The 18,444-nt window shown below is 51.0% G+C and carries 15 protein-coding genes; 9 read left to right on the plus strand and 6 right to left on the minus strand.

The genetic code is table 11. The features are described 5' to 3' along the window. The first annotated feature begins 67 nt into the window (after positions 1-67). Positions 68-1,198 carry a transaldolase family protein gene (locus OMP95_RS07495; RefSeq protein WP_266327533.1) on the plus strand — a complete coding sequence of 377 codons (1,131 nt, stop codon included), beginning with the start codon at positions 68-70 and terminating at the stop codon, positions 1,196-1,198. Positions 1,199-1,255: 57 nt separating this feature from the next. Here OMP95_RS07495 and OMP95_RS07500 read toward each other — a convergent pair whose 3' ends face one another. Next, positions 1,256-3,691 (minus strand): Lon protease family protein, encoded by a 2,436-nt coding sequence (locus OMP95_RS07500; protein ID WP_266327535.1) that lies wholly within the window; start codon positions 3,689-3,691, stop codon positions 1,256-1,258. A 319-nt stretch (positions 3,692-4,010) separates the two neighbouring features. On the opposite strand from OMP95_RS07500, the gene OMP95_RS07505 reads away from it, so the two are divergent. After that, positions 4,011-4,613 carry an NAD(P)H-dependent oxidoreductase gene (locus tag OMP95_RS07505; protein ID WP_266327537.1) on the plus strand — a complete coding sequence of 201 codons (603 nt, stop codon included), beginning with the start codon at positions 4,011-4,013 and terminating at the stop codon, positions 4,611-4,613. Between the two features lie 54 nt (positions 4,614-4,667). On the opposite strand, the gene treY is transcribed toward OMP95_RS07505, so the two are convergent. Genes treY through OMP95_RS07525 form a run of 4 tightly spaced genes read right to left on the minus strand, consistent with a single transcriptional unit; the run spans position 4,668 to position 11,399 of the window. Continuing rightward, positions 4,668-7,571, minus strand: a complete 2,904-nt coding sequence (gene treY, locus OMP95_RS07510; RefSeq protein WP_266327539.1) for a malto-oligosyltrehalose synthase — start codon at positions 7,569-7,571, stop codon at positions 4,668-4,670. After that, positions 7,568-9,454 carry a malto-oligosyltrehalose trehalohydrolase gene (gene treZ / locus OMP95_RS07515; RefSeq protein ID WP_266327541.1) on the minus strand — a complete coding sequence of 629 codons (1,887 nt, stop codon included), beginning with the start codon at positions 9,452-9,454 and terminating at the stop codon, positions 7,568-7,570. The genes treY and treZ overlap by 4 nt, the downstream gene beginning before the upstream one ends. A gap of 17 nt (positions 9,455-9,471) precedes the next feature. Beyond that, positions 9,472-10,710: a glycosyltransferase gene (locus OMP95_RS07520; protein ID WP_266327543.1), complete on the minus strand. Its 1,239-nt coding sequence runs from the start codon at positions 10,708-10,710 to the stop codon at positions 9,472-9,474. Continuing rightward, on the minus strand, positions 10,707-11,399 hold the full coding sequence (locus OMP95_RS07525; protein ID WP_266327545.1) for a DUF5752 family protein: 693 nt from the start codon (positions 11,397-11,399) through the stop codon (positions 10,707-10,709). The genes OMP95_RS07520 and OMP95_RS07525 overlap by 4 nt, the downstream gene beginning before the upstream one ends. Before the next feature lie 405 nt (positions 11,400-11,804). On the opposite strand from OMP95_RS07525, the gene apbC reads away from it, so the two are divergent. From apbC to OMP95_RS07560, 7 genes are all read left to right on the plus strand, one after another. Continuing rightward, positions 11,805-12,890: an iron-sulfur cluster carrier protein ApbC gene (gene apbC / locus OMP95_RS07530; RefSeq protein ID WP_266327547.1), complete on the plus strand. Its 1,086-nt coding sequence runs from the start codon at positions 11,805-11,807 to the stop codon at positions 12,888-12,890. Positions 12,891-13,032: 142 nt separating this feature from the next. Further along, complete coding sequence (gene dcd / locus OMP95_RS07535) at positions 13,033-13,593, plus strand: dCTP deaminase (protein ID WP_266327549.1); 561 nt, start codon at positions 13,033-13,035, stop codon at positions 13,591-13,593. A gap of 8 nt (positions 13,594-13,601) precedes the next feature. Further along, complete coding sequence (locus OMP95_RS07540; protein ID WP_266327551.1) at positions 13,602-14,654, plus strand: WD40 repeat domain-containing protein; 1,053 nt, start codon at positions 13,602-13,604, stop codon at positions 14,652-14,654. Beyond that, a complete protein-coding gene (locus OMP95_RS07545; RefSeq protein ID WP_323135119.1) occupies positions 14,647-14,979 on the plus strand; it encodes an NGG1p interacting factor NIF3 in 333 nt (110 codons plus the stop codon). The genes OMP95_RS07540 and OMP95_RS07545 overlap by 8 nt, the downstream gene beginning before the upstream one ends. An 18-nt stretch (positions 14,980-14,997) precedes the next feature. Further along, entirely contained in the window at positions 14,998-17,661 is a 2,664-nt protein-coding gene (gene pepN / locus OMP95_RS07550) for an aminopeptidase N (RefSeq protein WP_266327553.1), read from the plus strand. Positions 17,662-17,663: 2 nt separating this feature from the next. Continuing rightward, positions 17,664-18,086, plus strand: coding sequence for an HIT domain-containing protein (locus OMP95_RS07555; RefSeq protein WP_266327555.1), 423 nt, complete (start codon positions 17,664-17,666; stop codon positions 18,084-18,086). Continuing rightward, positions 18,076-18,303, plus strand: a complete 228-nt coding sequence (locus OMP95_RS07560; RefSeq protein ID WP_266327557.1) for a DUF2835 domain-containing protein — start codon at positions 18,076-18,078, stop codon at positions 18,301-18,303. The genes OMP95_RS07555 and OMP95_RS07560 overlap by 11 nt, the downstream gene beginning before the upstream one ends. Here the strand turns inward: OMP95_RS07560 and OMP95_RS07565 are convergent. Further along, positions 18,284-18,430 carry an EAL domain-containing protein gene (locus OMP95_RS07565; RefSeq protein WP_266327559.1) on the minus strand — a complete coding sequence of 49 codons (147 nt, stop codon included), beginning with the start codon at positions 18,428-18,430 and terminating at the stop codon, positions 18,284-18,286. The two genes, OMP95_RS07560 and OMP95_RS07565, sit on opposite strands and share 20 nt — an antisense overlap. Positions 18,431-18,444 lie beyond the last annotated feature (14 nt).

The following is an 18,444-nucleotide window of genomic DNA, read 5'->3' on the forward strand; positions in this document are numbered from 1 at the left end:
GAGAGTCTCATTACTAAGACCTGGATGTAGACACCTATTATGTTCGATAGCTAGGGGAGTGGTGCTAATGATTAATAATAGAAATAGAACCGTCATGTCGAACCTGCTCGCGCTGTATGACGACTACGGTCAATCCGTGTGGATTGACCAGCTTGAACCCCGCTTTTTTGAGGATGGTGTACTCAGAAATCTTGTGTCAACGGGTATCCGCGGTCTCAATATCAGTCTATCGACATTTTGTGCCGAGTTAGGTACCGCAAATACTTACGATGGCGTGATTCGTGATCTGATACAGGCCGATCATGCCATCGATCTGGAGCAGCTTTATCGTTGGCTGCTGATCCAGGATGTCCAGGCTGCTGCCGATATGCTTGAGCCTGTTTATGACAGTAGCCATGGCGTTGACGGTTACGTCAGCGTGGCCATATCACCGCATCTTGCCTATGACACGGCCGGCACAATAAAGGCCTCACAACAATTATGGCGAGAGATCGGCAGACCCAATGTGCTTCTCAAGATTCCGGCGACGCCGGAGGGGCTGCCTGCTGTGGAGCGGCTTATTGCGGAGGGAATCAATGTCGATGTGGTGGCACTGTTCGGCATATCGCGCTACTGCCAGGTGGCTGATGCCTATCTGCATGGGCTGGATATGAATACGGATCCCGCAGCGGTCAGCTCAGTAACTTCCTTTGCTGTCAGTGGGCTGGACAGCAAAGTGGACGCACTTCTGAAAAAACTCGATGCTCCTGAGGCCAAGCAGCTTATCGGCAGGATTGCTGTTGACAATGCCAGCCTGATCTATAGCGAATTCAAGATGTTCTTTCAGGGAGAAATATTCAAGCCTTATCAAACACGCAACGCCCGGCCGCAACGTTTACTGTGGACGGATACCCGCAACTCAGACTATGTCGACGTTCACTATGCCAATGACTTGATTGCGACTGACACGATCAATGCCATGTCGAGGCAGACCCTGGATGCCTTTCAATATCATGGTGAGTTGCGTGTCAGTCTTGAGCCACAGCTTGGCAAGGCCAGGCATGATTTGCATTTGTTGCAGGAATGGGGGATTGACCTGGGGAAAGTTACCGACGAACTGGAGCAAGAATACATTGCCAGGCAAGTGCAGGATTATGATGCTTTGCTGAAAACACTGGAGGACAAGCGCAACCGCGTGGCCAAGGACTTTGCAGGCTGAATGAGGTGGGTCTAGGGGCTGCCGATAGTGCACGTTACACACTCATAACAGCGAGCATCAGGCCTTTTCTGCGTGGTCCCGATTCTTGCTGGCAAACGCCTGCCTTTTCTCTGCAAAATCGATCAGACGTGCGGTGATGCGCTGGTTCAGACTGCCTTCGGGAAAGTGGCCGTCCTTGTCACGCTCGCCGGCGTCGATGCCGGTCAATACCGACATGCATTCATCAATGTGATTGACCGCATAAATATTGAATTGGCCCGCCGCAACAGCATCAATTACCGGCTGACGCAGCATTAGATGTTTGACGTTGCTGGCGGGGATAACGACGCCCTGATTGCCGGTCAGCCCCCGCGCCGTGCAGAGGTCGAAGAATCCTTCTATCTTCTGATTGACGGCCCCGATGGCCTGAATATGGCCATACTGGTTGACTGAACCGGTAATGGCGATCGTTTGTTTGATGGGCGCTCGGGCAAGTGAAGAGAGCAGGGCGCAGAGTTCGGCAGCCGAGGCGCTGTCGCCTTCGATAGGGCCATAAGACTGTTCGAATACCAGGCTGGCAGACAAAGACAGCGGACGGTCGGCGATGTAATTAGATGACAGGAAACCGGACAGGATAAGCACACCTTTGGAATGAATCGGCCCGCCGAGTTCGACTTCGCGCTCGATATCGATGACCTTGCCCGACCCCATCGACAGGCGAGCTGTGATGCGGCAGGGGCGGCCGAAGATGAATTCACCCAATTGAATGGCGGCGAGTCCGTTAACCTGGCCGACTGCCTCGCCTTCGGTATCAATCAGTATCGTTTCGCGCAAGGTTGCACGCAGAAGTCGATCATGGATGCGGCCCATACGGCGTCGTTGGCCATTGATGGCACTGAGTATTTCTTCAACACCGATGATGTTTCTGCCATTTTTCGCTGACCAGTAATGCGCTTCGCGCACAATATCGGTAACCCGTCGCACCTGGGTTGATAACCGCTGGGCATCGTCAGCATGGCGCGAACTTTCTTCGATGACTCTGGCCATACCTTCCCTGTTCAAAGGCGGAAGCTTTTCTTTGCGGGCAATGGCGCCAATCAGGCGGGCAAGTTGTTGTGTATTTTTGACGTTACGTTCCATGTCATCCTCAAAGTCGGCGGCCACTTTGAAATGTTCCAGAAACTCCGGATCGTATTGTTGTAAGAGGTAATAGAGCACTCGATCACCGATCAGAATAACTTTGACTTTGAGTGGGATAGGTTCAGGCTCGAGAGAAATAGTGCTGACCAGGCTGTATTCCTGGGCGATGGACTTAATATCGATTTCGCCGGATTTCAGCGCACGCTTCAGCGCATCCCAGGCAAATGGTTGCATCAGAATCTTACGCACATCAAGAACCAGATAGCCGCCATTAGCGCGATGCAGAGCACCCGGTCTGAGCAGGCTGAAATCGGTGAAAAGTATGCCCTGTTTTGCAGTGTGTTCTATCTGCCCGACCAGGTAGGCGTAGCTGGGATGATCTTCAAAAATAACCGGCGCACCTTTCAGGTCATCACGGTCAACGAGAAGGTTGACTCGATAACGGTGTACTAATGCGGAATCATAATCAACGGCCCGTTCACCGGTAAAAACCTCTTTCAGACTGGTCATGTCCATGTCGGATGCTTGCCTGAACAATTCGACATGGTCTGCGATATCCTGTTGCAGTTCTTTAAGAAAGACGATGATTCGGGGAAAGGCTTCATACTGTTGTATAAGTTCCTCGATGAGGCTGCCTACGGCAAACAGTGCGACTTGACGATCCAGCTTCTGAATCTGTTCCCGTACCTTTCTCACCCGCCGTGGAATGGCTTGCAGCATTTTGCGCAATTCCTTGCTGACTTTTTCGGTTTCCTGTTGCAGCCGTTGTTGTTCATCCTCGGAGAGTTTTCTGAATTCTTCCGGTGTGATGGCTTCACCCTTGTGCAGGGGAACGAAGGTAAACCCGGTTGCGGTTTGAATAATACCAAGGCCGTGTTGTTCAGCCTGTGATTGCACTTCCTGGAACGCATTTTCCTGCTCCTGACGGGCCTGCTGCTCTATCTGCTGCCGACGCTTGTGATAGTCCTCGCTTTCAAAGGCGTCAGGAATCGCGGAGATAGCCTCTTCAATAAGCCGTGCCAAATCATCACGGAAACGTCGCCCCATGCCAGCGGGTAATTCAATTGCTTTTGGTGTGCGCGGATCGTAGAAATTATTGACATAACACCAGTCGGATGGGGTGGGTTCGGCACGGGCTTTTTCTTGCAGAAATTGCCGAATAAAGCTGTGGCGTCCTGTACCGGGCGGGCCCAGCACAAACAGGTTGAAGCCTGGCAAATCAAGGCCGGTGCCAATTTCTATGGCCTCCACCGCACGATCCTGCCCCAGCATCTGATCAAGATCTTCGAGTTCTGCCGTGGTCTCGAAAGTGAATTCGTCAGGATTACAACGATGGTAGAGGGTATCTGCGGGAAGTGGCGCAACAGTATTCATATCTTTCGCCTATCTATCTGATGAAACCGACAAACATCTGTTACCGAAAGACCAGCCTGACAACTGTTACCGTTACACATCGCCGCCGTCTGGTCAAAAAGCATTTAAATGCCAACAGGCCCTAAGTAGCATAGCTTTGAATTTATTGTCCAGCTTGGCTAAGGTTAGAAAAGATCGTCATAACGGTCGGAGGCGGACGATTCCTGCTTCTGCTTTAGCATTTATGATTGTGGCATAGCCGTTGTGATCATTGAGATTTATTAATGCGGTTGCCGGCAGCGAAATTTAAGCTTATTTATTCAGCACATCAGGGGGGGGTATGAAAAGACAAAACAGGCCCAAAAGGGTCATGATCATTCAGGGCCATCCGGATGCAGAGGGCAGTCATCTCTGCCATGCACTTGCCAGGGCTTATGAACAGGGAGCAAAAGAGGCCGGGCATGAGGTAAAATACATTGATATTGCAACGCTGGACTTTACTGTGATCCGCACAAAACAAGACTGGGAAAGCGGAGCGCTGGCTAACGATATCGCCAATGTTCAAACTGCGATCATTTGGGCCAATCATTTGGTGCTAGTCTACCCACTGTGGCTCGGCACCATGCCAGCGCTGCTTAAAGTGTTTCTTGAGCAGGTACTGCGTCCCGGCTTTGCCTTTGAAATGTCGCCGGACGGCAAACGATGGACAAAGAACCTGACCGATAAAAGCGCCCGCATCGTCGTGACAATGGGTATGCCGGCTTTTGTTTATCGCTGGTATTTTCGCGCTCATGGCCTTAAAAACATGAGACGCAATATCCTCGGTTTTTGCGGTATTAAACCGATCCGGGAGAGCCTTATCGGCATGGTCGAAGGCGCTGAGAGCGCCAGGATCAACAAGTGGCTGGCAAAGATGCGGACGCTGGGCAGCAAGGGTGTCTAAACGGGTTTCCAGTGTCAGCGCTATGAACTGGCAGTATTGTTATTCATACGGTGTTCAATCATTTACCAACAACGCCACCGGAAAGTACCTGAGCAGCGCCGCCGCGTCGAGCCAGACGCCACCTTTTTGTTTGTTCGCCGGCACCATTTCATCGGTAAAGATATTGCGATAGTACCCTGTTCGAACGTTGTTGGAGACTGCGATCCGGGTCTTGTCCCAGGTTGGACTGCCTAGCGGGAGTTGCTCTGAGTTGCCTGCCAGACGCATGAACCAGCGTGCAGCGACGACCAGTACCTCTTTGTCATCAAAGCGACGGGAAAAGGCGCAGATATGATCGGCGTTCTCTCCCTCAACCTCAAGCTCGTGGTATTCACCCTTACCGAACAAGTCGGGCTGTTGACGGCGCAAGGTCAGCACTTTCCAGGTCAGATAAAGTTTGGCCCGACCGTCTTCGATATGTTCCAGTAAATCTGACAATAAGTCAGGCAGGTTGCTACTCGTCTGGCAAGTGGTTACGAGCGCATCCAGTTTTGCCTGGCTGGATTGATACGCGACCGGTCTGCGGTTATCGGGGTCGACCAGGTTAAACGCCCACAGCTCGTTGCCTTGATAAATGTCAGGCACGCCGGGTACCGTCAGTTTGAGCAAAGTTTGTGACAGACTGTTGAGCAGGCCGCAACGGACGATATGCTTGTGGAAGGGGAGGAAGTCGACAAGAAAAGCGCTGTGTTCGGGGGATTCCAGCAAGGCAGCGACGAAATGCCGCATGGCCTCTTCATATTCGGTGTTGGGGTTGATCCAGGAGGTGTGGATTTTGGCCTCTTTGATTGCCTTGATCATATAGGTTTCGATGCGTTGCTTGAACAGATTGAGCTCATCGCTGTTAACAGGGGTGAGCGGCCAAGCGCCTATCAGTGTCTGATAAAACAGGTACTCGTCGTTACGAGACGGCATGTAGCTATCATCATCCGCCAAGAGTTTATGATGAAGATTTAGTTTGCTCCAGCGAGTCAGGTGCCTGCGCCATTCCTGCGGTACTTCGGATAACACGTTGATCCGTGCCCTTACATCTTCGCTTCTTTTACTGTCGTGGGTGGAGGTCGTTATCATCGTTTGCGGCCAATTTTCCAGTCGCAGGCGGTTTTCATGGTGAAATGCCTTAACTGAGATACCGAAAGCACGCGGGTCGAAGCCGACGTCGTTCAGTGATACCAGGCGGTTATAGGCATAATACGCCGTGTCTTCCATGCCTTTGGCCATCACCGGCGCAGTATATTGCTGGAAGCGCAGGGCGAATTGAGTGATTTGGCGCTGTATTCTTGAACTCTGCCGTTCCAGATGGCTGAGGGTAAGCAGTTTGTGGATGAAATCGAAGATCTGAATGTCGGCAGCGGGGCTGCGTTTTTTTGCCTGTGCGATGGCCCAGTGAATGTAACGCTGATCTTCGTCACTGATGCGCTGCCAGGTGATGTAGGTTCGATAAACCGGAAAACAGGCCACGACCTCGGCCAAGGCTTCGCGCAGGCTTTGATAGGTGAAATCGCGAGTGTAGCGATCTGTCTGGGCGATGCTGCCTGCCAGGTTGGCAAGTACGGTCAGTTCACTGGCAAGCGCGCTGCGGATAATGCGCTTCTTACAAGCATAGAGGACCTCATCGAAATCCTGCGTATGGCCGGTGAAACGGTTATAGAGCCAGTTGAGAGAGTGTTCTGAACCGGTATAGACGAACAGGCCATTGAGCAGGTGTGCAGCCTCATAGCCGGTTGTGCCGGCAACAGGCCAGTCGGCGGGTAGACGCTCGTGGCTCTCCAGAATCTTCTCGACCAACAGATAACAGGGTTCGTCGTCCTGCGGGCGGGGGCCATCAAGTGACTCAGCTATCATTTTTCTAAGATTGCAACAGTATTGAAAAGGATCGGATAAGCCATCGATATGATCGATACGCAATCCATTCACTTGACCGTTGCTGAGCAACGTTCGAACAAAGCGATGCGTGGCATTAAAGACTTCATTGTTTTCCAAACGCAAACCAGCCAGTTCATTAATATCAAAAAACCGCCGGTAATTGATTTCATCTGATGCAACCTGCCAGTATGCCAGCCGGTAAGCCTGTACTTCCAGCAAGCGATGGAGGGGATCGAAGCTATGACGCTGACCGGGTGTACCGTTGAATTGTTTGATGTTGTCATCCAGGTAGGCCAGGACTTGGGGATGGTGCTGGCAAAGATCGGCCAAACCGTGTTTGCATGCTGTTATCCCGTCGCGCCGCTTTTGCCGGTGTTTGGCGGACAGATCGGTACGACGGGGCAGGGCCTGGCAATCAGCAATGAGCCTGGTAAAGGCATTGAACGTATCACGATCGCTGTTAAGTTGTTGATCTAACTCATCAAGGTGAAAGCCAAGGATTTTCGGATAACTTTTCGGATCGATCGGGAACAGGTGTTCGTAGTAGCGGACGCTGAAAGTACCGTGGTCAGGGTCCAGTGACAGTGTTAACTCGCCTTGTTCAAGAACCGTTCCATAATGGTTCCCTAAAAAAGGCAGCAGAACCTTATTGTGCAGGATGGGGTTGACGGGATGCCAGTCGATATCGAAATAGGCCGCATAGAAAGAAGCTTCGCCGTTTTCGAGAACATCCAGCCACCAGCTATTGTCATCACCCCCCACCCCCATATGATTGGGAACAATATCGAGAATCTGCCCCATATTATATTGATGCAGGGTGTCGACATAGCTGGCAAAGCTGGCTTCGTCCCCAATCTCCGGGTTCAGGGTGTTATGGTCGACGATGTCATAACCATGAGGACTGCCCGCACGGGCCTTGAGAAAAGGTGAAGCATAGACATGGCTGATGCCGAGCATATGCAGATAGGGAATGAGTTTGTTTGCATCGGCGAAGGTAAAATCACGGTTAAATTGCAGGCGATAACAGGCACTGGGTATGGCTGAGGCGGTCATGTTGCGGTGTCCGTATGCATACACCAGGCTACCGACCAGGGCGGTAAGGCATGGAGGTCAGGGCCGGCCAATTCTGAGGTGTGTGTTGTATACAGGACATGATGCAGAGAGAGCTCAAGGCCAGTGAGTATTTGTGGGCCTAGATTAGCGATCAGCAACAACTCGGAGCCATCACCCAGGATCCAGCGTACGGACAGAGCTCGCTCACTTAGTCGACTGTACGACTTTTGTTGGTTTGCGATGTTGTAAAGCCGTGGTATCACCTCGTGTCGTCGCAGTGTCAGCAGTTCACGATGCAGGGCCAGCCACTGTCTGTGAAGTGGCAAATTGCAGGCATCCCAATCAAGTACGGATTGTTCGAAGGTGGCTGGATCTTGCGGATTGGGTATACGTTTACGCCACTGTGGATTGTTGAACTGCGGAAAACGGGCAAATTCCTGTTGGCGGCCAACGGCAACTTGTGTTGCAAGCTCCGGACTGAAGTCACAGAAGAAGGCAAACGGCTGGACACAGCCCCATTCCTGGCCCATAAACAGCAGTGGCGGCGAGGGAGAAAGCAACAACAAAGCTAACACTGCCCGGATTGGAGCCGGTTCTGCCAGCCTGGCCATTCGCTCGCCGAAAGCGCGATTGCCCACTTGATCATGGTTTTGCAGGAAGCAGACAAAGGCGGTGGGCGGCAGGTGATGACTGGCTTCGCCTCGTGGCCGGTCGTCACGATAGCGGGATGGTTCGCCCTGGTAGGCGAAACCTTCAGTTAGACAGCGACCCAGATGATGAATTGGATCGTCGGTATAATCCATATAGTAGCCATCCGACTCGCTGGTCAGCAGTACGTGCAATGCGTGGTGACTATCATCATTCCATTGTGCGCTGTACCACAGCGGCTGTGCAGTCTTATCACGACTCAGGTAATGGGCCGCATTATGATCATTTTCCAGCACCAGATGAACGTGGCGAGAATTGCCGAAGTATTCGTGAACGCGCTGCGCGAGTTCAGTCAGAATATCCGGTTGCGAGTCATCCTTGATCGCGTGCACGGCATCAAAACGCAAACCGTCGAAATGATATTCCTCCAGCCAATAAAGCGCATTGTGGATATAGAATTGCCGTACCGTTTCCCTGTACTTGCCATCGTAATTGATGGCCGGCCCCCAGGGTGTCATATGTTGTTCAGTAAAGAACTGGGGCGCATAAAGGTGGAGATAATTACCCTCCGGACCGAAATGGTTGTAGACCACGTCGAGAAAAACCATCAGACCGCGCCTGTGGGCGGCATTGATTAATGACTTCAGATCTTCTGGACGTCCGTAGCGGTGATCGGGCGCGAACAGGTAAGTGCCGTCGTAACCCCAGTTATGCTTGCCGGGGAAATCTGCTATTGGCATCAGTTCAATTGCGGTGATGCCTAGTTCCGCCAGATAGTCGAGTTTTTCCTGCACCGCAGCAAAGTTGCCCTGAGGCGTGAAACTGCCTACATGTAACTCGTAGATGATGACTTCTTCCCATGGCCGGCCCCGCCAGTCGGTATCCTGCCATGACCAGCCAGCCGGATCGATGACTTCGCTTGGCCCATGCACATCTTCAGGCTGAAACCGGGAAGCGGGATCGGGTATCCGTTGGTCACCATCGATACGAAAGAAATAAAGCGTGCCTGTTGCCGCCAGGTCGGTCGTGATGCTGAAACAGCCTTCCGCTCCACTTTCCATCTGTAGGGTGACATGGCGAGCAGCGATATTCTTATCACTGTCATCGACATGACGATGAGTCAAACAGACATCCACCTGTGCTGCTGCTGGGGCCCAAAGCTGAAAACTTACACCTCCGTCAGGGAGTGGCGCAGCGCCAAACGGCATATTATGCTGGCGCTTATCTGTTGTCATCGCGCTGCCCTTGTGTATTAACCGAGTTCGATACGACCTTGCGATCTATGTAACAAAGCCACCATGAGTGCCAAGTACTCGCGAAGATGACGAGTGAGCAGAAAATTATCGCGCACGAATGCCTGCGCTATTTCGCCCATCGCCTGGATCTTCTCGGGTTGATGCAATAGATACCGGATCCGTAACGCCGCTCCTTCAGGCGTATTCACCAGAAAACCCGTATGGTGATTGAATATTTGCAGGCGTATGCCGCCGACATCACCGCCTATCACCGGTTTGCCTTTCCACATGGCTTCTGTGACTGTCAAACCGAAGCCTTCGCGGATGGATTTCTGCAATACAATGTCAGCGGCACGCTGCAGCGCATTGATTTCCAGATGAGCATCGGACGGCAGCAGCAGTACATGAATATCCGGATCGCCATAAGCCGCGGCTTGCACTTCATTGAGAACGGCTTCACCTTCCGGATCATCAGTGGCACCGCCACCGGCAAGTACCAGCTGAATCGGCGGCAGAAAATGCTTTGCCAGCTGATAAGCATGAATAACACCGATCGGGTCCTTGAACCGATCAAAACGTGAGATTTGAATCACCAAGGGGCGCTGCGGGTCGAGCTGATACTTTTGGTAGAGATGCTGAATGGTTGCCGGTTCAAGTTCCTGGTTTTTCTCGCTGAGCGGATCGATACTTGGCGGAATCAGATATTGCGGATGGGGTAGTTCCTGGGCAAAAGCGGCCAGCGAGAAAATGCTGGCGTCGTAAGGTTCTACGAACTGGCGCAAATATTTCCATACCGACCGGTAAGGATGGCTGGCGTCGATATGACAGCGCCAGATCCATTTGCCCTTGCGTTTGGGAAAATGTCTGAGCAAGGCGGCGGGTTGCGGATCATGGATGAAAACAAAGTCCGCATCTTCAAGCTTGTCATGCAGTATTTCCGCATTGCGGGCGTTGGTTTCTTCATAGACTTTGAGCAGGCTTTCGGCCAATGGCATTCGTATCCCCTGCAAGGTGTTATGCATGCCTTTGGTACACTCAAAGAATTCACTTTCACCGGTAATGATTTCCCACTGGGCGTTGATACCCAGCTCCTGGGTGAGAGGAATAATCTTGGTCAAAATCTCGGCAACACCACCGCCGACACGTGTCGAATTGACATGTACCACTTTCGCGCCTGCCAGCGGTGCAGCGAGCTGACGCAGGTGAGCGATAACATCTGCGCCGGTAACTTGTGAATAGTCTTCTAACAGGCTCATTTTGCTGCCTCCTGGAAGTAAGATACCAACACGTGTGCAAGCCGCTGGCGTAACTGACTGAGACTATCGAAGTAAGGATCGACACTGGCGATCTGTTCCTGCAACGGAGCGAATTCCCCGCCGAAAGTGGTCAGCCAGTCACTGAAATCGTCGCCCCCGTCAGGAGTACGTCGCCGGGCATCAATAAAATGATAGAAGATGCTGCCGAGCGAGAGTTCCATCATGGCAGAGGCCAAATCTTTCGGATGTTTAAACTGCCTTTCGGTATCGAATACGACGATTTGTGATTTGACGAATTCAAATTGTTGGGTGGCACGCGTCCATAATAAGTGTTCGACTTCATCAAAGCGGGCATCGATAAGTTCGATGATTTCCCAGCGCAGTGCATCAAGACTGGAAAAGTTGGTGGGGTCCAAAGCGGACAACTGCTCTGCCAGCACACCATCGTGAATACCGTGCCTTACCCATTCGGCAAAGTCGTTGTTGTATTCACGTTCACTGAAATGTGATTGCAACAACCCTCCCCAAAAGTGATGGTAAATGCTTGCTGTTTCTATATCAGCCAGCTCACGGCGAAGTTCCTGTAGAAGACGTGCTTTTTTCCCGGTAGCTAAGGTGAGCAGGGCGCAGTCTTTGATTGAGAAAGGTGCGCGGTGATCGGGGGAAAGTGAGTCAGAATTAACCATCATTTAACTCCTTGCTTTTGCCCTCGGTTGCTTGGACTGTTAATGACATGATGGAGCGGAATTACGGGTTATACCTTGTAAAAAAGTGTTTTTTTCAGGTATCGCCATTACTGACAGGTATGAATATTTGAACACTTACATAAGTCTAAAGTTTAAGCAATGAAATTTATCAAACAGGCACAGGATTTTATCAGCACGGCAATGTGCTTTTAGAAATAAAAGTCCATCCGGCGATGTATGCAATAAGCGATACTCGGATTAAAATCCGCCACCATGATCTGTAACGTTACGCTACCCGTCTATCTGTCAAATTCTAAAACTTATGTGGATGTAGTTTCGGACTGCAATGTAGAATAGATGGTTATTTCCCTTTGCAGGGAACTCTCTGAACCCGAACAGGAGTTATGAATGTTAGATCAGTCTCAAATCAAAAAAATTGTTAACGATTATCAGGATCCGTCCACGTTGATGACGCTGGAAGAAACCAAATCAATCGTTAAAGTGGAACAAGAAGCCGGTAAAGTGAATGTGAAGGTCACGCTTGGTTATCCGGCAAAAGGCTATATCGAGCAGCTCCAGACTGATTTGACTCAATTGCTCAAACAGCAAACCGGTCTGGATGCGGTTACAGTAGGCATTGACAGCAAAATTATCAAACATAAAGTCCAGCAGGGCGTGCAGGCACTGGAAAATGTGAAAAACATTATTGCGATTGCCTCAGGTAAAGGCGGTGTCGGTAAGTCCACGACAGCGGTCAATCTTGCTCTGGCGCTGGCAGCTGAAGGGGCACGTGTCGGTGTGCTGGATGCGGATATTTACGGTCCCAGTCAGCCGCGTATGCTGGGCACGACCAAACGGCCGGAGTCGGCAGATGGTAAATCTATTGAACCGGTTGAGAGTTATGGCCTGCAAAGCATGTCTATCGGTTTTCTGATTGATGAAGAAGAGCCGATGATCTGGCGCGGTCCGATGGTGACTCAGGCTTTGCAACAGATGCTCAGTGATACCAATTGGAGAGAACTGGATTATCTGGTCATCGATCTGCCGCCCGGCACCGGTGATATCCAGCTGACTTTGTCGCAGAAAGTACCGGTCAGCGGCGCCGTTATTATCACCACTCCGCAGGATATCTCTTTGCTGGATGCCCGCAAGGCATTGAAGATGTTTGAAAAGGTCAATGTGCCTGTTCTGGGTGTGATTGAAAATATGAGCACGCATATTTGCAGCCAGTGCGGCCATGAAGAACATATTTTCGGCAGTGGTGGTGGCCAGAGTATGGCCGATCAGTACAATGTCAATCTGCTGGGCAGTCTGCCGCTGGATATCAAAATCCGGGAAGATGCCGACAGTGGTCAGCCTAGTGTGGTGACTGATCCTGAAGGTGAAATCGCGATGGCTTACCGCGCCATCGCCCGCCGAGTTGCGGCCCGACTGGCAATACAGGGTAAGGATTATTCTTCTGCATTCCCTGAGATCGTTATCAAGAACGATTAATCACGGCATACCGAAATCACATTGGAAGAGCACTAACTGCCTACATGAGCTCCCGCAGGGCGGCTTCTTGTCTCGTTGATATCGTGCATTTCCAGGTGGTTTCGGTATAACATTGGGGTCTTTTAAACAAAGCGGCCGAGATATGATCAAATCAGATAAATGGATTCGCCGGATGGCGGAGCAGGGTATGATTTCACCATTCGAACCTGGGCAGGTTCGGGATGAGGGCAACGGCAGAATCATTTCCTACGGTACGTCCAGCTATGGCTACGATGTGCGCTGTTCCAACGAGTTCAAGATATTCACCAATATCAACTCGGCGATTGTCGATCCAAAGAATTTTGATGAAAGCAGCTTTGTTGATGTGACGTCTGATGTCTGCATTATCCCGCCTAATTCCTTTGCCCTGGCACGTACTGTTGAAACCTTTCGTATTCCCCGCAATGTTTTAACCGTCTGCCTGGGCAAGTCCACCTATGCCCGCTGCGGCATTATTGTGAATGTCACGCCGCTGGAACCGGAATGGGAAGGTCAGGTTACCTTGGAGTTTTCAAATACCACACCGCTACCCGCAAAAATCTACGCCAATGAAGGTGTAGCCCAGATGCTGTTCTTTGAGTCGGATGAAGTTTGTGAAACTTCTTATGCAGACCGCGGAGGCAAATACCAGGGCCAGGCCGGCGTGACTCTGCCAAGATCCTGATTGCTGCCATGTCTGTGGCAGTGCGTTTTCTACGTGGTATCAAGCTGATTTTTATCAGTGGTTTGTTGCTTGCCTGTACTGGTGAACGAGCTGCAATGCATGAATGGCAACACAGTCATTTAGGCAGCTACGCAGCGGCGTTTTCGCCGGACAGTCGTTATGTATTGGTGGGGGATACTGATTTACCTGCCAAACTGTGGGATATTGCAGCCGGTAACATCAAATACAGCTGGCAGAACCAGCCCGGTAAAGCCGGTACCACAACTGATGTGGGCTTCTCTGCTGATGGTAAAGTCGTTGCTACCTGTGAATCCGAGACCATCGTGTTATGGGATATGGCAACAGGTGAACCGATGCTCAGACTGGAATTCCCCTTCACGGTAAAAGATTTGGCATTATCGCCGCAGGGTGATTACCTGCTTTTGGCATTACAGGACCGCACGGCGGTGTATTTTGATGTAATCGAAAACCGGGTCGTCCATGTGTTTGAACATGATGGTGAAGCGGTCAACTCACCGATTAACCAGCTGATCAACACCGTTGCTATCTCAGCTGATGGCAAATACGGCCTGACCGGCGGCGATGATCACACGGCCAGGTTATGGAATCTGGACAGCGGTGAACAAATACGGCAATGGCTACACGGGAGCAGTGTCAGTCTGGTGTCATTTGATCCGCTGGGCGGATTTGTTATCAGCAGCGCCGGCAACGATCAGGCCCGGTTATGGAATCTGCACAGCGGAGAGCAAATCGCCGTACTCAATACTTCACCGTTAGGTATTGATGGTATCTGGGCCGACTTTCCGGTTTTTAAAACCACCACTACAGCGGTTAATTATTCTGCCGATAATCGGTTTATCGTCACCGGGCATCCCAATCAGCAGATCTGTGTCTGGCGTGCGCAAAATGGTGCGAATGTTGACTGCTGGCAAACGCCCAGACGTCAGGCTTTAAGACCCGGTGTGGTGTTACAGGCCGTGGCTTTTGATGCTGAGGGTCAGGCGGTATACAGTGAAGCAGGGAACGGGCTGGCACAAAAGTGGAGTTTTGATCATGACTGAAGCTTTGTTGAAGTTGGTGTTTTTTGTACCTGAATCACACAAGGAAGTCGTTAAACAAGCTATTTTTGCCGCGGGGGCCGGGCGTTATGAAGGCTATGATTGCTGTAGCTGGGAAACACAAGGACAAGGCCAGTTCAGGCCTTTGACGGGCAGTCAGCCCTTTATCGGTGAACAGGACAAAGTCGAGATTGTGCCCGAGTTTCGGGTGGAAACTATCTGTCCCGAGTCGCAGATAAAAACCATTCTGGAGGCATTGATCGCCGCCCACCCCTATGAAACCCCGGCCTATGAGGTCTGGTCTGTAAAGACACTGGACGATTTCTGAATAGAAGAGCAAATTGAAATGGATGAATCGGCAACTGAACAGCCACCCAAGGTGACCCTGCTGGCAGATTATCAAAAACCCGCCTATTTGATTGATGAGGTTTTACTGCAATTTGACCTGGATGCTGCCACCACCCGGGTAACCAGTACGCTCAAAATACGTAAAAATCCGCAAGGCCCCCCTCAGGCCGATTGTGTTCTCGACGGTGAAGACCTGACTTTGCTTGCTATCAGACTCAACGGCCAGGAGCTCAAAGGCAACCAGTATCAGCGCACGGCTAAGCAATTATTACTGCCACAGGTGCCGGACAAGTTCGAACTGGAAATTGTTACCGAAATCCATCCCGAGCAAAACACCGCTTTGGAAGGGCTTTATTATTCCGGTTCAATTCTGTGTACGCAGTGTGAAGCGGAAGGTTTCCGCCGTATAACCTACTACCCGGATCGCCCTGATGTGATGGCGGTATTTACCGTCACTATTGTGGCTGAGCGTGAAAAATGGCCGGTGATGCTGGCCAACGGTAACCTTGAAGATCAGGGGTGCTTTGATGACGGTCGTCACTGGGTTCGCTGGCATGATCCGTACCCGAAGCCCAGTTATCTGTTTGCGTTGGTAGCCGGTGACCTGCATTGCCAGCAGGACAAATTTGTCACGATGAGTGGCCGTGAAGTGGCACTGCGCATCTATGTCGATCCGGAAAACAAACACAAGTGTGAGCATGCCCTGAACTCGCTCAAACAGGCGATGCAGTGGGACGAACAAACCTATGGCCGTGAATACGATCTGGACGTGTTCATGATCGTCGCAGTCAATGATTTCAATATGGGGGCCATGGAAAACAAGGGTCTGAACATTTTCAATGCTGCCTGTGTGCTTGCCAGTCAGGAAACGGCCACGGATGATGATTTTTACACTATCCAGAGCATTGTCGGCCATGAGTATTTTCATAACTGGTCAGGTAACAGGGTCACCTGCCGTGACTGGTTCCAGCTGAGTTTGAAAGAAGGTTTTACCGTGATGCGGGATCAGAGTTTCAGCGCTGATCTGAACTCTGCCGCGGTGCAACGCATTGATGCCGTCAATCAACTGCGCAGCATGCAGTTTGCCGAAGATGACGGTCCCATGGCCCATCCGGTTAGACCTGATTCTTATATCGAAATCAGTAACTTCTATACCGTGACCATTTATGAAAAAGGTGCTGAAGTCGTACGCATGATCAAAACACTGGTCGGTGATGAAGGTTTCAGACACGGTACGGATTTGTATTTCGAGCGTCATGACGGGCAGGCCGTGACTACCGATGACTTTGTCAAAGCGATGGAAGACGCCAATAATATCGATCTGAGTCAGTTCAGACGCTGGTACGAGCAGGCGGGTACACCTCAGCTCACTATCGCCACCGATTATAATCCACTGAAACACCGCTTCAGCTTATCAGTCAGTCAAAGCTGCCCGCCGACACCGGGGCAGCCCACTAAAAAACCGTTTCATATCCCGCTAGCGGTGGGGCTGCTGGATAAAACCGGACAGCGCCTGCCGATGCAGCTGGCAGGAGAAGCCAAGCCATACAACGGCGATACGCGGGTGTTATCGGTTACCGAGACGAGCCAGACATTCGAATTTATCAATGTGAATTTTGAACCGGTCGCCTCCGTACTGCGCGGTTTTTCGGCACCGGTCAAACTCAATTATGCTCTGAGCAATCATCAGCTGGCATTTTTGATGGCAGAAGATCCCGATAGCTTTAACCGTTGGGATGCCGGACAGAAACTGTTTATCAATGTTTTATTATCGTTGCTCAGCGATATTCAGCAGCAAAGACCACTGATTCTGTCACCGTTACTGGTCAACCAGTTTCAGCGGATACTGACAGATCAACAAACCGATCAGGCATTGATTGCCAAAATGCTGACCCTGCCCAGCGAAAATTATCTGGCAGCGCAGATGAAAACCCCCGATGTTGATGCGATTCATCAGGCCCGTGAATTTGTTAAAAAAACATTGGCTACTGCTCTTGCTGAGCAGTTCAATGCCGTTTATCAACGCCTTAGCGGTAAAACCGAATATCAGTTCAACGCGCAGGAAATGGCAAAACGCAGCTTGAAAAACCTGTGCCTGTCCTATCTGGTCGCCAGTGGTGATCCGATGCAGGTGCAGCGTTGTCTGCGGCAGATGAAGCTGGCGGATAATATGACTGATCTGCTGGCCGGTTTACGATTGATGGTCGATCAGGCGGGACCTGAACGGGAACACGCTCTGCGAGCGTTTTATGAACAATGGCAGCATGACCGTCAGGTGGTCGACAAGTGGCTGTCAGTGCAAGCCTTGTCAAAATTGCCTGATACCCTGCTGCGGGTAAAAGGTCTGATGAAACATGCGGCCTTTAATATAAAAAATCCGAACAATGTAAGAGCGCTGATAGGGTCATTCTGTCGCAATAATCCCTTACATTTCCATGCCAAAGACGGTTCCGGTTATCGGTTTCTGGCCGAACAGATCCTGGTTCTGGATAAACTCAATCCTCAGGTGGCCGCGCGTATGCTGGGGGCGATGAATTCCTGGCGCCGCTATGATAAACAACGACAGCAACTGATGAAGCAGACACTGGAGAATATTGCCGAGCAGAAAGAACTGTCGGCTGAAGTTTATGAGATTGTGACCAAATACCTGGCGGACGACTGACGATGTTTTCACTACATGGCAGACTGGCACAGGACTGTTTCACTTTAGGACAATTTGCGTTGTCCGAAGTGTTGTTAATGAATGATTATCGTTATCCGTGGGTGATACTGGTGCCTCGGCGTGCCGATATCAGCGAAATTTATCAGCTGACGGTAGCGGAACAGCAGCAACTGCTACACGAGTCCAGTTTCGTGGCGAGCCAGATGGCAACTTACTTCAAGGCGGATAAAATGAATATAGCCGCATTGGGTAATGTGGTGCCGCAACTGCATTTGCATCACATCGCGCGATATAAAACCGATGCCAGCTGGCCGGATCCCGTGTGGGGCAAAGGGCAGGCTGAACCATATGGTGAACAAGCCAGGCAGGATGCAATTCAGCAGTTACAGGCGTTATTTGCCGATTTGATGCAAGATGGTCAATGAACTTCGTTTTTATCTCCATCTCAGCCGCACGCAAGCATTAAGCTATTATCAGGGCCATGCCCGATCAGTCGTGGTGACCGCTGAAAACGGGCAGCGTATCCGCTTTCCGGCGGAACATATCCGGCCTTTTGTCGAAGCCGATGGTGTGCAAGGTTATTTCAGCATTCAGTTTGATAAAAATAATAAACTGATGGGGCTCAAGCGCCTGCATTGTTAATCAAAATCAAGGGGCCGGACAACATATGTTCCTGTGGTTTGCCGATGTAATAGCCCTGAGTGTAATCAACACCAAGCGCCTGTAACATGGCCAAAGTTTGTGCATTTTCAACAAGCTCGGCCACCATTTTGTTTCCCCAAG

This window comes from Methylophaga sp. OBS4 (assembly GCF_026319305.1).
GTDB lineage: Bacteria > Pseudomonadota > Gammaproteobacteria > Nitrosococcales > Methylophagaceae > Methylophaga.

Coding starts and splice junctions, on each gene's coding strand:
- OMP95_RS07560 (WP_266327557.1), top strand. CDS start 18,076: ATGGTCAATGAACTTCGTTTTTATCTCCATCTCAGCCGCACGCAAGCA.
- treY (WP_266327539.1), bottom strand. CDS start 7,571: ATGACCGCCTCAGCCATACCCAGTGCCTGTTATCGCCTGCAATTTAAC.
- treZ (WP_266327541.1), bottom strand. CDS start 9,454: ATGACAACAGATAAGCGCCAGCATAATATGCCGTTTGGCGCTGCGCCA.
- OMP95_RS07565 (WP_266327559.1), bottom strand. CDS start 18,430: ATGGTGGCCGAGCTTGTTGAAAATGCACAAACTTTGGCCATGTTACAG.
- OMP95_RS07495 (WP_266327533.1), top strand. CDS start 68: ATGATTAATAATAGAAATAGAACCGTCATGTCGAACCTGCTCGCGCTG.
- pepN (WP_266327553.1), top strand. CDS start 14,998: ATGGATGAATCGGCAACTGAACAGCCACCCAAGGTGACCCTGCTGGCA.
- OMP95_RS07555 (WP_266327555.1), top strand. CDS start 17,664: ATGTTTTCACTACATGGCAGACTGGCACAGGACTGTTTCACTTTAGGA.
- dcd (WP_266327549.1), top strand. CDS start 13,033: ATGATCAAATCAGATAAATGGATTCGCCGGATGGCGGAGCAGGGTATG.
- OMP95_RS07540 (WP_266327551.1), top strand. CDS start 13,602: ATGTCTGTGGCAGTGCGTTTTCTACGTGGTATCAAGCTGATTTTTATC.
- OMP95_RS07500 (WP_266327535.1), bottom strand. CDS start 3,691: ATGAATACTGTTGCGCCACTTCCCGCAGATACCCTCTACCATCGTTGT.
- apbC (WP_266327547.1), top strand. CDS start 11,805: ATGTTAGATCAGTCTCAAATCAAAAAAATTGTTAACGATTATCAGGAT.
- OMP95_RS07520 (WP_266327543.1), bottom strand. CDS start 10,710: ATGAGCCTGTTAGAAGACTATTCACAAGTTACCGGCGCAGATGTTATC.
- OMP95_RS07545 (WP_323135119.1), top strand. CDS start 14,647: ATGACTGAAGCTTTGTTGAAGTTGGTGTTTTTTGTACCTGAATCACAC.
- OMP95_RS07505 (WP_266327537.1), top strand. CDS start 4,011: ATGAAAAGACAAAACAGGCCCAAAAGGGTCATGATCATTCAGGGCCAT.
- OMP95_RS07525 (WP_266327545.1), bottom strand. CDS start 11,399: ATGATGGTTAATTCTGACTCACTTTCCCCCGATCACCGCGCACCTTTC.